Genomic DNA, 15,439 nt, shown 5'->3' on the forward strand with positions numbered 1-15,439 from the left:
TTCACATAGTATAATGTCAAGAAATAAATATTTAATGGTAATTGCAGGAATGATTATGCAATTATCGATTGGTTCAATATACGCCTATAGCAAATGGATTTTGCCTCTAGCAACAGAATTAAATTGGGAAGCACACGATACCAAAACTGGCTTTAGTTTAGCCATTTGTTTTCTAGGATTAACAGCTGCATTTATGGGCAATTTTGCTCAAAAAATAGGTCCAACAAAAACCGGAATATTAGGAGCTATTTTTCTAACCCTAGGATTAACCGGAAGTAGTTTTGCTGTAACTTTGGGGTCAATTGAATTATTCTTTATTACTTTCGGGGTACTTCAAGGTATTGGTTTAGGCTTTGGTTATATCGCACCCGTTTACACAGTGGTCAAATGGTTTCCTGAAAAACCAGGAATGGCCTCAGGTATTATCATTATGTCCTTTGCTCTAGGCTCTTTACTCGCTTCATTCATTATAACCCCTTTATATCAGTCTGTAGGACTAGCTAACACGTTGCTATTTCTTGGAGGACTGTACGGTTTTTGCATGCTGTTAAGTGCTTTATATTTAGCAAATCCAATATTTGAAAATAAAACTAAATTACCTACTGAGATATTAAGTGCAAAAAAAATAGTAACCGACAAACGTTTTATCGCCCTTTGGCTACTCTTATTTTTAAATGTTTGCGGCGGAATTGCTATTATTTCAAAAGCTTCAATCCTAGGGGAAGAAGTAGTAGGCATGTCAGCAAGCCAATCCACGACATTTGTGGCTATAATTGGACTGTTTAACGGTATTGGGCGATTGTTTTGGTCTAGCATCTCAGATAAAATAGGTTGTTGGTCTACCTTTATGATTTTTATAAGCATCAACATGATTTGCTTTGTTTTACTCCCCCTCTCTGCGTCAAATAGTACTTTTTTCCAAATCATTACTTTTGTAATAATCGCAGGATATGGCGCTGGTTTTTCTACAATGCCTTCCTTTGTAAAATCAATTTACGGTGTTGAAAATTATGGACAAGTCTTGGGCTACACCCTAACAGCTTGGTCTGCGGCTGCATTTGTTGGACCAATTCTTTTAGGATTAAGCCACGAAATCTCTATTTTCTATTTATTCGCTCTACTTTTAGGTATCGCTCTATTAGTGGGTATTGGCTTAAAAAAATGGATCTAAATCAAGCTTTCCATTAAAAAAAAGGATACAAAATAAAATTGGTATCCTTTTTTTTTAAGCTACATTCCTACACCCAACTTTTAAACGGATATTCACTCAAATAGCCGTTATAATATCGGGGATCATTGGTAACCTCTTCTCCTAACCATTCAGGTGTAAGAAAGGTTTCTGATTCAGATGATAATTCTATTTCCGCCATTATTAAGCCTTCATTTTCTCCATAAAAAACGTCTACTTCAATGACGTGATTTTCCGACTGTATTTCATAGCGCGTTTTATCAATCGTGCCTTTCTCGCACAAATGCATCAATTGCTGTGCTTCTCCGACTGCAATTTCTTTTTCCCATTCAAAACGAGACAAACCACTTTCATTGCCTTTTCCTTTGATGGTTAAAAAACCTTTATCTCCTTTTATTCTTACGCGAACTGTTCGTTCTGGATTTTTACTAATATATCCTTGCGCGATTCTATTTTGAGCAAAAGCTTGAGATATAAAATCAGTAGAGGTTACCAAAAATTTTCTTTCGATTTCTATCATTTTGAGTGTTTTATTTATAAGAAAATGGCTTTATCAAAATGCCAATCTGAATTTTTTCTGTACCAAAGTTGTCCCTTTTCGACTTCCAAAGGACAATCAAAATTATTCGTATATAAAGCTCCAGTTCCTAAACCCTGAGGCATTTTTGAATTTTGAAGAAAAGTCCATTGCGCAATAGCATTCAAACCAATATTGCTTTCTAAAGCTGAAGTAATCCACCAGCCAATTTTATATTTATCTGCCAGAGCAATCCATTCTTGAGTTCCTCTAAAACCACCCACAAAACTAGGTTTCAAAATGATGTATTGCGGTTGAATATCTTTCAGCAATTGCTCTTTATCCGCAAGGGAGAACACACCTATTAGTTCTTCGTCTAAAGCAATTGGAAATGGAGTCGTTTTGCATAGCTCTGCCATAGTGTCAGCGTTATTTTTAGCTATAGGTTGCTCGATGCTATGCAATTTAAAATCAGCTAATTGCTTTAATTTATATAAAGCTTCATTTAAACTAAAAGCACCGTTAGCATCTACCCTAATTTCTATTTGATCTTCGGAAAAATGAGTACGAATATATGTCAATAAAGCCAGCTCTTTTTCAAAATCAATGGCTCCGATTTTAAGTTTTATACAACTAAAACCTTGTGCAATTTTTTCTTCGATTTGGGCTTTCATAAACGAAGGTTCGCCCATCCAAACAAGTCCATTAATCACTATAGATTGTGTGCCTGAGGTAAAATCAGAAGGGAAAAGTAAAAATGGATTTTCGCTTTTGAGCGACAAAAAAGCCATTTCGACCCCAAATTGAATCGAAGGAAATTCTAGTAAAGCTTCCCACAAAGCGCGCTCTCCTAAATGAATATTTTCACAAGCCCACTGCAATTTGGTTTCGTAATCAGGACGGTCATCGGCACTCAATCCGCGAAGAATCCCGCACTCTCCTATTCCCCATTTTCCATCGTCCTCCAACAACAGAAACCACGTTTCCTTAGTGGTCATAACGCCGCGTGACGTTCCTGATGGCCGTTTAAAATCAAGTAAGTATTTGTGATAAGTTGCTTTCAAAATTGTGTCTTTCTAAACTGTAATTATATTTTATTTACTATACTAACCCGTTGGATGAAATTAGTTTTTACCACATAGGAAAAACATAGAATTTATAGTTTTAAAAGAAAACATAGACGTTTTATTATTCACATAGCTGATCTATGTAAAAAATAGTGCTATTTCTATTTTGTTCTTTGACTATTTAGTATTAATCTATGATTTTTTTATGTGGTTATTTTTTAAAAAAAAATTTACCCAATGGGTTATATACTCTACTTTTTCTTGCTTCCCTTTTTTGGTACAAGCAAGACTGAATCATCCTTTCTATTTCAAATTATCACAATAAATCAAAGACTAAAAATCTTTCTAATAAGGCTAATTCCAAGCTATTGCTAACTATCCCATTGGCAGTAATTGCTTTATATAAGACTACTTAAATATTCTTCAGCAGTCATAATTGGAATTGTAGCATTCTTAAAATCTTTTCCGTTTCTAGTTATAATTATTGAGCAGTTAGATTGTAAAGCAGTAAAATATTGAACAGCATCCTCAAAATCTTTGAAATTCGAATTCAACGCTTTCTCAATTGTTTCTTCAGTAATTTCACAGACCTCACAGATTATTTTAAACTTTCGGAGTTTATTCAGAACAGATTCGGAACTTTCGTATTTATTCAAAACATAATCTATTGTCGTGAAAGAAAGAGGCGAGACAATTATAGCAAGTTTTTTTTGATCTGCCAAAGTAGCAACTTTAGCAATAGCATCAAAAAAAGGAACTCTTTCTCCCAACAAATCTAATATTACGTTAGTATCTAAAAAAATTCTGCTCATTTGTATTTTTGTTCTAAATAATCAGCACGATCTTTTTTATAATCATAATCAGCTGGAATTTCAATTCCCGAAGAAAGACTTTTTACAAAAGGTGAAATTTGTATGTCATTATTTTCTTTATCTGTAGTCAAAGAATTAAGGTAATTTTCTACAATTCGAGATAAGCTAATTTTTTTTTCAGACGCATAATGTTTAGCTTTTTCAATTATTTCTTGGTCAAGCTTCAATGTGAGTTTAGTATCCATAGCACAAAAAATTTATACGTACAAATATATGAATTTAAGACGGAAAAAATATAGGCTTCTATTTTTTTTCGATTACTGCTTACATCTATATATACGAAATAGAATCGTTTGATTATTCTTTTATGAATTCAATTACAATTTCAACTCCGCTAAGTCTACTCTACTTAAAAAGACTTAAAACACGCTCAAAATCATCGGATTTGATTCCTAGTTTTTGAAAGGTTTCAAAGTCGACTTTTGTTTTTTCAACCCAACTCAAACTATCGGTGACATTTTGGTTTTGGTACTTCTTGTAAATCGCTTTGGCAGACTTGTAGTTGTCATTTAATAAATAAGCGTGGGCTAAATTCAACTTAATTAACAACTCTGTGTCGTCTAAGCGTTCACCGTCTTGCAAAAATTTAATGGCTTTGCCGTATTGCTTAGTCAACAAATAACTGGTTCCAATAGCATTATAATCTTGCACTTTGCCCTTGCCATCGTTGATAATCATTTTTAGTTTGGTGATGGCTTCGCCGTGTTTCCCTTGTTTGGCTAATAGGCTCGCCTGCTTTCTTGCGTCTGCATAGGTTGTATTGGACACGCTAGATTCACCAAAACAACTGTTGCCAAAATCTTTGTAGGCTTTGTTACGTTCTTCTTTTAATAGCTTTTGAAACTCGGTGTGGGTGTATTTGTTTTGGATTTTATCTAAAACACAAACACAAAAGTCGTCCGAATTGGTCATTTTTTGAGCCATTGTGGAGGTTTTGCATTGCTCGATAATGCTTTTTCGGTTGCTTGCGTTCCAGCCGCGGCTCAATTTATAATCAACCCAAGGCACAACCTCTAAGACTATTTTTTGCTTCATAATCCAATTCTTGCTTTCGAAGCCAAACCAAATGGCATTGGATTGCAAGCAAGTTGATTTGTCTGTCGATAAACGTTTGGCGTCTTTACTCAAAGGGGTTTCTTGTAAAAAGCAAGCCTCTGTGGTACTACCCGTTTTTTGATAGGTTGTTGCAGCAGCATTTGAAGAAAAAATAGCGTATTGGCATTTATCATCGCCAGAGATTTTGGACAAGATAAACACCGCACCCGCAGAACCTTGACTAATTCCAGTAGGGTCTGGAATGGATTTTAGTACCGAAACCAAACTTCCCGCCATTTGTTGGTTTTCGTCTAGTAACGTAATGCGATACACCACTTCGATGGTTCCGATGGGTAAGTCTTCTGTTTTGATGATGATTCGGTCTCTTGCGGAAACGATAATTTCTTTGGAAGTAGCTCTTTCTTTGTCCCAATAGCCCGTTTTTTGAGCTAGAAGTGATGGAGAACAACAAAGTACTGTAAAAAGTAAAAGGAATGTTTTTTTAATCATAATTAAAATATAAAAACAAAGCGTGATGAATGCACTCGAGCCCTGATGGGAACGGCATCCTTTTTTTAAACCTGTCAGGTTTTAAAAACCTGACAGGTTTAAAAAAAGATATAGTGGACAGCAGGACACGAGAGAAGCGAACTGACGCAGTAAACAGCTCCTAACTCTTACTATATCAAATGACTATAATTCTATCGATTCGTCAATGGATAAAAGCATCAGGTCTTTTCCTTTGTCGAAAAATTTCTTGATGGCTTGTTCGTGATTGATTTCGATGAAACCAAAAGTATCAAAATGACAGCCTAACACTTTGTCGCATTCTACAAAATCTGAAGCAATAATGGCGTCTTCTATATCCATCGTGAAGCAATCACCAATTGGGAAAATCGCCAAATCTAGTTTGGTGCGCATTGGGATTAATTTCATATCCATTGTCAATGCTGTATCGCCAGAGATGTAGATATTTTTGTGTTCGCCTTCGATTACAAATCCACCAGGATTGCCACCATAAGTTCCGTCTGGGAAGGCGCTTGAATGTACCGCTGCGACATATTTTACTTTTCCGAAATCGAAAGTCCAGCTTCCGCCGTGATTCATAGGGTGGAATTTTAGTTCTTTGGCACCGAAATAATTGGCTATTTCCCAATTAGAAACAATCACAGCATCGGTGCGTTTAGCAATAGCTTCGACATCTTGCACATGGTCAAAATGAGCATGGGTAATCAAAATGTAATCTGCTTTTAGTTCATTTATATTTACATGGCTAGCTTTTGGGTTTCCAGTGATAAATGGATCTACCAAAATATGTTTTCCAGCCACTTCAATTCCGATACAAGCGTGTCCGTAGAATGTAATTTTCATGATTTTATAATTATAAGATTGAAAAATTTGAATAATTGAAAAATTAAAAACTTCCCTTTATCGGCCTCCTAGGAATCCATTGACAATCATATCAGAAAAAAGATAGATCATACATAACGAAAAAAGTACCGATAGCAAGAACGTACTCAAGGCCACTTTTTTCAATTCAGGATCTAAATCTTTAGGGTTGGTGTTTTTTTGAACCGTTTGAAGATGTTTAACTAGCGGAATGTATGCCAACAGAAACAAGTATTGATCGAAAGTAAAATTGTTTAGCAAAGCAAATACAAAAAACACCACCATGGCAGTACTTATTAAGAAAAAATGGTACCGTTTGGCTTTTTCGATTCCCATTTTAACCACAAGTGTGTTTTTTCCAGACTTTTTATCCGAAGCTTCGTCTCGCATATTGTTTAAGTTAAGCACCGCGACACTCAATAATCCGATACCAATGGCAGGCAAAAACAAATCGAAATCCAATTGTTTAGCATACAAAAAGTTAACTCCCAGCGTACTTACCAAACCGAAGAATATAAATACAAAAACGTCTCCGTATCCGCGATATCCATAAGCAAATGTCCCGACTGTATATTTGATAGCTGAGGCAATAGCCAAAACTCCAAGTACTAAATAGAACAAGGAATACACAAAATTCGTGTCTCCAAAAGCAATATAAATTAATGAAATGGCCGACAAAAGCGTTAGTATCGAAGTGATGATTATAGCACGTTTCATCGCTAGAGCAGAAATCACTCCACTTTGAATAGCCCGTTTTGGCCCTACCCTATCTTCATTATCAGTGCCTTTTACGCCATCTCCATAATCGTTGGCAAAGTTTGATAAAACTTGTAAGCCCAAAGTAGTAAGCAAAGCAAAGCCTAAAATTGACCAATTAAATCCTTCTGTTGGCGTAAGAATATCGTCAGAAGGATGTATAAATGCATACATACTCCCAAGTATGATTCCAGAAACGGATAATGGTAAAGTTCTTAATCGTGCGGCTTGAATCCAGTGTTTCATTTTAAAGTTGGAAGTTAGAAATTAGAGGTTAGAAGTTGAAGTCAGAAACTAGAAGTTAGAGGTTAGAAATTGTGTGGATTAATCTTCCGACTTCTACTTTCTAACCTCTACCTTTAAATTAAGGTAACCATTTCTTTTCGAAATTTGGTTTGCGTTTTTCTAGGAATGCATTTCTACCTTCTTTGGCTTCTTCGGTCATATACGCTAAACGAGTGGCTTCTCCAGCAAAGACTTGTTGTCCCACCATACCATCATCGGTTAGATTCATAGCAAATTTTAGCATTTTGATAGCCATTGGTGATTTTGCCAATACCTCCTGTGCCCATTGATAAGCCGTTTCTTCTAATTCGTCGTGAGGAATCACAGCATTGACCATTCCCATTTCAAAAGCTTCTTGGGCAGAATAATTGCGTCCTAAAAAGAATATTTCACGGGCTTTTTTCTGTCCTACCATTTTGGCTAAGTACGCTGAACCATAACCGCCATCAAAACTCGTTACATCAGCATCTGTTTGTTTAAAAATAGCGTGCTCTTTACTAGCTAAAGTCATATCGCAAACCACGTGCAAACTGTGTCCACCTCCAACAGCCCATCCTGGCACTACTGCAATGACAACTTTTGGCATAAAACGAATAAGACGTTGTACTTCTAGAATGTTCAAACGATGTTGACCATCATCTCCCACATAGCCTTGATGTCCTCTTGCATTTTGGTCACCACCACTGCAAAACGAATACACTCCATCTTTTGTAGAAGGCCCTTCGGCAGACAATAAGACAACTCCAATTGAAGTATCTTCTTGAGCATCATAAAAAGCTTGGTATAATTCGGAAGTTGTTTTGGGCCTGAAAGCGTTACGAACATTGGGTCTGTTGAATGCAATTCTTGCAACACCATTGCATTTTTTATACGTGATATCTTCAAATTCTCTAGCGGTAATCCATTCCATTAGTTACAATTTTAAATTTTAGTGTAAAAATAAAGCATTTTTCTATTTTAAACTATTCTTATTGAATAAGCTTTGATAATCCTAATCTGACGAATCTTTTTGAAGTGTTAAAATTGATTATAAATTCATCTTTTTTAACAACTACAAGCTAAAAAAATAAGTACTTTTAATCATTGCTAATCAGTGTTGTACTTCTTTTTTTTGAGCTTAGATTAGCGCGGATTTTTTCACTGAATTATTAACCTTAAAAAATGAAAGCTTTTGAAATTAGTTAAAAAAAATGTCGCTCAATTTTTTTTGGAAAAAATGATAAAATCTACTTCAAAAACAATTGGGCAAATGGATGATTCGTTTGCAAAGTATTTTAGAACATAATAGTAGCACCTACAGTCAACAATAAGCGTATTCAATTTGGTTGCCTAAAAGAAATAAGGGAGTTTAACTGAAATCGAATCCTTACAATTTATATAAGAACTAATGGTTTTATTGCAAGGTTAATTCTAGTATTCTGAATCAATCGAAAATTCCATTTAAAGACAAAACATTCAATAGGTATTTTACACTTAAGTTAATCTATTTTAAGCAGTTTCTTTATCGCAATAACTGTTGTTTTTCAGGTGATACAAAGACCTAAAGAATGCATCCTTTTTGAAGACAAACTTGTCATCAAAAGAGAAAAGGCTAACCGTACATCGATTAGCCTTTTTTTTGTTTTATGCTGTTAGAATTATTCTTGAATCAAATAAATTCCGTCTTCTTTAATCTCAATTACTTTATCTCTGTACAAAGCACCAATGGCTTTTTTGAATGTTTTTTTACTCATCTTCAAAACAGTTTTTATGTCTTCAGGATGTGAATTGTCATTCAATCGCAAGAAACCACGACTTGCTCTTAATTCATTTAAAATCTTTTCAGCATTGGGTTCAATGTTTTGATAGCCTTGAATTTGCAACGAAACATCAATCTTATTATCAGGACGAATATTTTTGATATAACCTCTCATTCTATCCCCAGTTCGAATGGCATCATCATACACTTCGTCTTTGTAAAGCAAGCCTTTATGTTTTTCGTTGATGATTACGTTAATCCCAATCTCGGTAATATGCGAAACGATTAAATCTACTTCTTCTCCTTTTTCGACAGTAAGCACATCATTACTCAAAAACTGATTAGTTTTACTAGATGCAACCAAACGATTCGTTTTTTCATCCATGTACAAATACACCAAATAACGCTTTCCTTTTTCCATAGGACGCGCTTGTTCTTTGAAAGGAACCAAAATGTCTTTTTCCATTCCCCAATCCATAAAAGCTCCTACTTGGTTGATGTAATTTACTCTTAACAAAGCAAACTCATTCAATAAAATATAAGGCTCTAAAGTGGTAGCAACAGGTCGTTGTTCGTGGTCTAAATACACAAAAACTATTAATTCCTCTCCAATTTCAAATTCGTTTGGAACATATTTGTTAGGCAAAAGAATATCGTGTATTCCTTCTGGGTCTTGCTCAGGGTTGCCTAAAAACAAACCTACTTTGGTATCTCTTAAAATGGTTAGGGTATTGTATTTTCCTATTTGAATCATTTTCTTCTATTTTCTATGGCGCAAAGGTACAAAGACTTTGCTTTATTCTAGAGCTAAGCGTTGAGATTCTTCGATGTATCTTGTGAAGCACATCATTGTACAAGTGTTAATCTCCAAATCAAAATACCTAAAACTATTTTAATTGTTTAAATTTGAAAAAATCAAACTAACTCCAATGAAACCAACTGTACTTTTTCAACTCTTTTTACTACTCTTTGTAGTTCCAAATTTACACTCTCAAATCACAACTTCCGACCCAGAAATCTTCAAAATGGTGAATGAAGTCAAAACCGAAAACCTAGAAGCCATTGTAAAGAAATTAGTTTCTTTTGGTACGCGACATACTTTAAGTGATACTAAAAGTAACACCCGCGGAATAGGTGCTGCTCAGCGTTGGGTGAAATCAGAATTTGACAAATACGCATTAGCTTCTAATGGACGTTTGACTTCTAATATTGATTATTTTACTATCAAAGCCGATAGCAAAAGAATCGCTGTCGACAGTGAACTAGGCAACGTTATGGCAACGTTAAAAGGAACCGACCCAACGGATGATCGTGTTCTAATTATAAGCGGTCATTTGGATTCGCGTGCTTCTGATGTAATAGATGCCAAATCGGATGCGCCAGGTGCTAATGATGATGGTTCGGGAGTGGCTTGTGTGATGGAATTGGCCAGAATTATGAGTCAAAGGGAATTCCCGTTTACCCTCATTTTTGTAGCCGTTGTGGGTGAAGAACAAGGATTATATGGAGCAAAACATTTAGCTGATATAGCCAAAGAACAAAAATGGAACCTAATCGCAATGCTCAATAATGATATGATTGGCAATAGCTTATCAAGTGGTACCCAACTTCGCGATAACACTCAAGTTCGCGTATTTAGCGAAACGATTCCTTATACCGAAACGGAGGCTGAAGCCAAAATGAGAAAAGCTACCAATCGCGACAATGATAGTCCATCCCGACAATTGGCACGTTATATCAAAACAGTGACCCAACAATATGTGCCTCAATTAGACATTCAATTGGTGTATAGAAATGACCGCTTTTTAAGAGGTGGTGACCACACTCCTTTTAGTCAAAACGGATTTACAGCGATTCGTTTTTGTGAAATGAATGAGAACTATTACCATCAACATCAAAACGTTCGCAAAGAAAACAACATTCAATATGGCGATTTACCCGAGTTTATGGACTTTGAATACATGCGTAAAGTAACCTGCTCTAATTTATCTACTTTCAGCAATTTAGCTTGGTCGCCAAAAGCACCAGAAAACGTCGGAATTGAAGTTAAAGAACTAACCAATTCATCCGTACTAGTTTGGCAAGCTCCCCAAGGAAAACCCGTTTTTGGATACACCATTTTAATAAGAGAAACGAGTGCGTCCCATTGGCAAAAAGCAATTTTCACAAAAGAAAACAAAATAGAAATCCCCTACTCAAAAGACAATTATTTCTTTGCTGTACAGTCAGTAGATGCTTTAGGCCATGCTAGTATGCCTGTATTTCCAATTCCGATTCGTTAAAATACGCCTCGCATAGCTCAAAATCAAAAAGTTTTGATATTTTTGAAAACAACAAAAAAAAACAATCATGAGAAATTCAAAATACTTAAAAGTAGTAGTAATTGTTCTAATCGTCCTTTTTCTGGTTGCAAGTGTAATTGGTTAAGCAAACGATTTTCCATAAAACAAACAAAAAGCGCCAATTAAGGCGCTTTTTGTTTAAAAGGTAATTCACTTTACTAGTTATACACACCTTCTTTTTTGAAGTGCACGGTCAACAAATAATATACCACTGCTCTATATTTGTTTGAATTTGATCTTCCGTATTGTTCCATCACGGCATCAATGGCACTATCTAATTCTGGTCCATCGGCAAGTCCTAATTTTCCAATCAAAAAATTCTTTTTTACCGTTACTAATTCTGAAGGCTGACTTCCTGCTACCGTAGCCGAATCGGCATTATAAATTGACGGTCCACAACCAATAGTTACTTTGGTAAGCAAATCCATGTCTGGTGTAACACCACATTTTTCTTTTAAATCTTTTGCATACTTAACGATTAACTCTTCTCTAGTACTCATAAAATAACGTTTAAAATTTGAACAAAAACACATTTAACTCATTCAAATTTAATCATTTATCCATTTCATAATATTACCAAATCAATAATTTATATCAACTCTTTAAAATATTGCAATAAGATTTTATCGTTTTCAACTGTTGGGGTGAAAATTTCTAATAGTTGAGGTTCTTCATTTTGTTGGAACAAAGTAGCAATAGCCTCATCTAAACTTTTAGCATCTGTCGCTTTACTGTATGCTAAACCATACATTTTAGCCAAATGTTCCGCGGTTAAATGATGTGAGGTTTCGAAAAAAGTATTAAAAACCGGAGTTTCATTATGCCCAGGTAAGATTCTAAAGATGCCTCCTCCTCCATTATTGATGAGAATGATTTTAAAATCTTTTGGAATATAATTGTTCCAAAGGGCGTTACTATCATAGAAAAAACCAATATCTCCGCCCATAAAAACCGTTGGCTTTCCATTAGCTACAGCTGCACCAATCGCAGTCGATGTACTTCCGTCGATACCGCTAGTTCCTCGGTTACAAAAAACTTCAATCGATGGGTCAATATCAATCAACTGAGCGTATCGAATGGCAGAACTGTTACTGATTTGCAACTGTGAGTTTTTAGGTAAATTCGAAATTACTTTATCAAAAACCATAAAATCACAAAACGGTATTTTAGAAACATACCAATCGTGTTTTTGCTTGCGCAAATATTTTACGTGTGCTAATTGAGATGAATACGTGCTCTTTACTTTTTGTGCCAAAGGATAAAATGCGCTAAAAAAGGTATTCGGATGCACTTCAAAATGATGCGTTAAAGCCCCAAAAGTATCATAAGCTCTCAAAGGGTCGATGTGCCAATGATGTTTGGGTTTGTATTTTCTTAAAAAAGCTTTGATGCGTTTGGAAACCACCATTCCTCCAAAAGTCACCAAAATATCGGGTTGAAACTCCTCAAAATCTTCTTTTGTAAACGGCGTAATAATTGTATCGATATTGTTGACAAAACTAGGATGATGAATATTCGAAGTCGTTTCAGTCATCACTATAATCGAATCGTCATTCGCAATCACGTTAATCGACTTCGCATTGGCATCCAAACCACTCACGCCTACCAAAATCATTTTCTTTTTGGAGGCATTCCAAATCTCCGCAAAAGGCGTTAAATCACCTAATGGCTTATCAACGGTAGCGGGAATGGTTGCGTCGATATGAGCGTTTACTGTAAAAGTTTCAACAGTTTCATACAATGGCTCTTCGAATGGTGAATTGATATGAACAGGGCCTTTTTGGGTAATAGAAGTATTAATTGCTTCGTTAATTTTTACATCATTATCAAAAGAAGCCTCTTCGGTTAAATTGGCATTGTATAACGAATGATTCAGGAATACATTTTCTTGACGAATCGTTTGTCCGTCGCCAATATCAATTTTACTTTGTGGGCGATCTGCCGAAAGGACAATCAATGGAATCTGACTATAAAAAGCCTCGGCAAATGCAGGATAATAATTCAGTAATGCCGAGCCAGAAGTACACACCACAACCACAGGTTTTTGCGTTTGTTGGGCAATTCCCAGCGCAAAAAATGCAGCGCAACGCTCATCGGCAATGCTATAACAAGTAAAATCAGGATGACTCGCAAAACCTATTGTTAAAGGAGCATTTCGAGAACCTGGAGAGATGACTATTGTTTGAATTCCTTTGGCTAAAAAAATCTGAAGTAGGCTTTGTGCTAAAGGTATTTTGGGATAAACCATTTTTGAAGTTGGAAATTAGATGTTAAAAAGTTAGAAGTTATACCACTTCAACTTGAGGCACAAAGTTACAAACTTGACTGCCCAATTCCTTTAAATAGCATCATTTTTTACTATTTTTGGATAGAAATATTTTAAAATGAAAATAGAAGTACGCCCTTACCAAACCCAAGATACACAAGCTATTTTGGACATCATCAACTATAACATTTTGCATTCAACCGCTTTGTATGATTACAATATCAGAACGTATGAACAACAAAAAGCAATTTTGGATGATAAATTGACCAAAAAATTCCCTGTAATCATAGCTGAAGCAGATGGTCAAGTAGTTGGTTTTGGAATGTACAGTGAGTTTCGTTTTAGAGAAGCTTATAAATTTACTGTCGAACATTCTGTTTATGTTGCCAATGATTACCACGGAAAAGGAATTGGAAACCTTCTCTTAGCAGAATTAATTACTTTGGCCAAAACCCAAAAACTCCACACAATGATTGCAGTTATCGATGCCGAAAATCAAGGTAGCGTTTTGTTTCATGAAAAATTCGGATTCAAAACAGTGGGCATTATCAAAGAATCGGGCTTTAAATTTGATCGTTGGTTACATTCAGTATTCATGCAATTGATTTTGGAGTAAAGTAGCTGTATGTTAGCCACAAATTCACGAATTATTTTTTATTTTTTTTATTGAATTAATAGTAACTACTCAGTTTGTCTTACTTTCAATTGGCTCTAGCTTTAGCTGGAGTTATGAAGATTGATTGCATTGGCTTTAGCCAAATAAAAGCAGCTAATTTTGGCTAAAGTCATTGAAACATTCAAATTTTACCCCTCCAACTAAAGTTGGAGGCAATTAATGTCTAAAAAAAATAACTGAATTGTTACAATTAGAGTAATCTGTCGGGTTCTTTTTATTTTACAAATTCGTGAATTCGTGGCTAAAAAAATAAATCCCAATAAATTCGTGGCTAAAAACAGAAAACAATTAATGAGTCGCCTTCCGCTTGAATGACTTATCTTTGTAGTTTTATTTCAACTATGAGTTTTACACTACTTTCTTCACCTTTGCAAGGATTCACCGATTACAGATTTCGAAATGCACAACAAAAATATTTTGGTGGTATTGACACATTCTATTCACCTTACATTCGGCTGAACGGAAAATTGGTTATCAAAAACTCCTATCACAGAGATTTACTCCCAGAAAACAATGATACGCTTGAAGTAATTCCGCAGGTAATTACGAACGATGCCGAAGAATTTTTATTTGTTGCCCGCTATGTAAAAGAATTGGGATACAAAGAACTCAACTGGAATTTAGGTTGCCCCTACCCGATGGTGACCAAATCAGGTATGGGTTCGGGACTCATCAGCAATACCGAAAAAATCAATCACATCCTCGACCGAGCGCATACAGAAACAGACATCATTGTTTCTATGAAAATGCGTTTGGGCTACGAATCGCCACAAGAAATATTGGACGTCCTTCCTATTTTGGATCAATATCCTATAAAAAATATTGCCATTCATGCGCGCTTAGGAAAACAATTGTACAAAGGAGGTGTCGATTTGGAAGGGTTTAAAAACTGTATTGATAACACAAAGCATAAACTATATTATAACGGAGACATCACTTCGGTGGCGCAATTTCAAAAGATGCAGCAACGTTTCCCAAGTATCGACAATTGGATGATAGGTCGCGGATTAATTGCAGACCCTTTTCTTCCCAATATGATTAAAAACAACACTTTTGAATACCCAAAAAACAAAATGGAAGTGTTCAGTCAGTTTCATGACACACTTTACGAAGGCTACAGCGAATCCTTATCTGGTGCTACTCATATTCTCCTGAAAATGCATCATTTGTGGGAGTACTTTTCGGTACTTTTTTCCAATCCTCATAAAGTACACAAGCAAATTAAAAAGGCCAAAAGTATCCGAAATTACGAGGCTTCAGTAAAAGAAATAATAGCAAAAGAGTCGTGAAATTTACCGCAAATTCGC

Annotated in this window: 15 protein-coding genes; 4 read left to right on the plus strand and 11 right to left on the minus strand. The window is 35.5% G+C overall.

The window, feature by feature from the left end:
• Positions 1-13: 13 nt before the first annotated feature.
• Positions 14-1,171, plus strand: coding sequence for an OFA family MFS transporter (locus ACSVH7_RS06700; protein ID WP_438065950.1), 1,158 nt, complete (start codon positions 14-16; stop codon positions 1,169-1,171).
• A 67-nt stretch (positions 1,172-1,238) separates the two neighbouring features.
• On the opposite strand, the gene ACSVH7_RS06705 is transcribed toward ACSVH7_RS06700, so the two are convergent.
• The 9 genes from ACSVH7_RS06705 to ACSVH7_RS06745 form a co-directional block, all read right to left on the minus strand.
• Entirely contained in the window at positions 1,239-1,709 is a 471-nt protein-coding gene (locus ACSVH7_RS06705; protein WP_438065951.1) for a CYTH domain-containing protein, read from the minus strand.
• 14 nt (positions 1,710-1,723) lie between these two features.
• Entirely contained in the window at positions 1,724-2,770 is a 1,047-nt protein-coding gene (locus ACSVH7_RS06710; RefSeq protein ID WP_438065952.1) for an o-succinylbenzoate synthase, read from the minus strand.
• Positions 2,771-3,171: 401 nt separating this feature from the next.
• On the minus strand, positions 3,172-3,585 hold the full coding sequence (locus tag ACSVH7_RS06715; protein WP_438065953.1) for a type II toxin-antitoxin system VapC family toxin: 414 nt from the start codon (positions 3,583-3,585) through the stop codon (positions 3,172-3,174).
• On the minus strand, positions 3,582-3,830 hold the full coding sequence (locus tag ACSVH7_RS06720) for a DUF6364 family protein (RefSeq protein ID WP_438065954.1): 249 nt from the start codon (positions 3,828-3,830) through the stop codon (positions 3,582-3,584). The genes ACSVH7_RS06715 and ACSVH7_RS06720 overlap by 4 nt, the downstream gene beginning before the upstream one ends.
• A gap of 160 nt (positions 3,831-3,990) precedes the next feature.
• Entirely contained in the window at positions 3,991-5,190 is a 1,200-nt protein-coding gene (locus ACSVH7_RS06725; protein ID WP_438065955.1) for a tetratricopeptide repeat protein, read from the minus strand.
• Positions 5,191-5,373: 183 nt separating this feature from the next.
• Positions 5,374-6,051 (minus strand): metal-dependent hydrolase, encoded by a 678-nt coding sequence (locus ACSVH7_RS06730; protein ID WP_438065956.1) that lies wholly within the window; start codon positions 6,049-6,051, stop codon positions 5,374-5,376.
• Positions 6,052-6,108: 57 nt separating this feature from the next.
• Positions 6,109-7,071, minus strand: a complete 963-nt coding sequence (gene menA, locus ACSVH7_RS06735) for a 1,4-dihydroxy-2-naphthoate octaprenyltransferase (protein WP_438065957.1) — start codon at positions 7,069-7,071, stop codon at positions 6,109-6,111.
• A 118-nt stretch (positions 7,072-7,189) separates the two neighbouring features.
• Complete coding sequence (locus ACSVH7_RS06740; RefSeq protein WP_024982521.1) at positions 7,190-8,020, minus strand: 1,4-dihydroxy-2-naphthoyl-CoA synthase; 831 nt, start codon at positions 8,018-8,020, stop codon at positions 7,190-7,192.
• 727 nt (positions 8,021-8,747) lie between these two features.
• Positions 8,748-9,602, minus strand: coding sequence for a CvfB family protein (locus ACSVH7_RS06745; RefSeq protein ID WP_159684370.1), 855 nt, complete (start codon positions 9,600-9,602; stop codon positions 8,748-8,750).
• A 175-nt stretch (positions 9,603-9,777) separates the two neighbouring features.
• On the opposite strand from ACSVH7_RS06745, the gene ACSVH7_RS06750 reads away from it, so the two are divergent.
• Entirely contained in the window at positions 9,778-11,130 is a 1,353-nt protein-coding gene (locus ACSVH7_RS06750; protein WP_438065958.1) for a M28 family metallopeptidase, read from the plus strand.
• Positions 11,131-11,348: 218 nt separating this feature from the next.
• Here ACSVH7_RS06750 and ACSVH7_RS06755 read toward each other — a convergent pair whose 3' ends face one another.
• The gene (locus ACSVH7_RS06755; protein ID WP_438065959.1) at positions 11,349-11,690 is read right to left on the minus strand and encodes a DUF2853 family protein; all 342 of its coding nucleotides are present in this window, start codon (positions 11,688-11,690) and stop codon (positions 11,349-11,351) included.
• Between the two features lie 89 nt (positions 11,691-11,779).
• Positions 11,780-13,438 (minus strand): 2-succinyl-5-enolpyruvyl-6-hydroxy-3-cyclohexene-1-carboxylic-acid synthase, encoded by a 1,659-nt coding sequence (gene menD / locus ACSVH7_RS06760; RefSeq protein WP_438065960.1) that lies wholly within the window; start codon positions 13,436-13,438, stop codon positions 11,780-11,782.
• 136 nt (positions 13,439-13,574) lie between these two features.
• Here menD and ACSVH7_RS06765 point away from each other — a divergent pair, with 136 nt between their 5' ends.
• Both ACSVH7_RS06765 and ACSVH7_RS06770 read left to right on the plus strand, forming a co-directional pair.
• A complete protein-coding gene (locus tag ACSVH7_RS06765) occupies positions 13,575-14,072 on the plus strand; it encodes an N-acetyltransferase family protein (protein WP_438065961.1) in 498 nt (165 codons plus the stop codon).
• Between the two features lie 401 nt (positions 14,073-14,473).
• A complete protein-coding gene (locus ACSVH7_RS06770; RefSeq protein WP_438065962.1) occupies positions 14,474-15,421 on the plus strand; it encodes a tRNA dihydrouridine synthase in 948 nt (315 codons plus the stop codon).
• Positions 15,422-15,439 lie beyond the last annotated feature (18 nt).

It is taken from the genome of Flavobacterium sp. TSSA_36, assembly GCF_051547165.1.
In the GTDB taxonomy this organism is placed as follows: Bacteria; Bacteroidota; Bacteroidia; order Flavobacteriales; family Flavobacteriaceae; genus Flavobacterium.

Coding starts and splice junctions, on each gene's coding strand:
- ACSVH7_RS06700 (WP_438065950.1), top strand. CDS start 14: ATGTCAAGAAATAAATATTTAATGGTAATTGCAGGAATGATTATGCAA.
- ACSVH7_RS06720 (WP_438065954.1), bottom strand. CDS start 3,830: ATGGATACTAAACTCACATTGAAGCTTGACCAAGAAATAATTGAAAAA.
- ACSVH7_RS06740 (WP_024982521.1), bottom strand. CDS start 8,020: ATGGAATGGATTACCGCTAGAGAATTTGAAGATATCACGTATAAAAAA.
- ACSVH7_RS06755 (WP_438065959.1), bottom strand. CDS start 11,690: ATGAGTACTAGAGAAGAGTTAATCGTTAAGTATGCAAAAGATTTAAAA.
- ACSVH7_RS06770 (WP_438065962.1), top strand. CDS start 14,474: ATGAGTTTTACACTACTTTCTTCACCTTTGCAAGGATTCACCGATTAC.
- menA (WP_438065957.1), bottom strand. CDS start 7,071: ATGAAACACTGGATTCAAGCCGCACGATTAAGAACTTTACCATTATCC.
- ACSVH7_RS06745 (WP_159684370.1), bottom strand. CDS start 9,602: ATGATTCAAATAGGAAAATACAATACCCTAACCATTTTAAGAGATACC.
- ACSVH7_RS06750 (WP_438065958.1), top strand. CDS start 9,778: ATGAAACCAACTGTACTTTTTCAACTCTTTTTACTACTCTTTGTAGTT.
- menD (WP_438065960.1), bottom strand. CDS start 13,438: ATGGTTTATCCCAAAATACCTTTAGCACAAAGCCTACTTCAGATTTTT.
- ACSVH7_RS06715 (WP_438065953.1), bottom strand. CDS start 3,585: ATGAGCAGAATTTTTTTAGATACTAACGTAATATTAGATTTGTTGGGA.
- ACSVH7_RS06730 (WP_438065956.1), bottom strand. CDS start 6,051: ATGAAAATTACATTCTACGGACACGCTTGTATCGGAATTGAAGTGGCT.
- ACSVH7_RS06705 (WP_438065951.1), bottom strand. CDS start 1,709: ATGATAGAAATCGAAAGAAAATTTTTGGTAACCTCTACTGATTTTATA.
- ACSVH7_RS06725 (WP_438065955.1), bottom strand. CDS start 5,190: ATGATTAAAAAAACATTCCTTTTACTTTTTACAGTACTTTGTTGTTCT.
- ACSVH7_RS06765 (WP_438065961.1), top strand. CDS start 13,575: ATGAAAATAGAAGTACGCCCTTACCAAACCCAAGATACACAAGCTATT.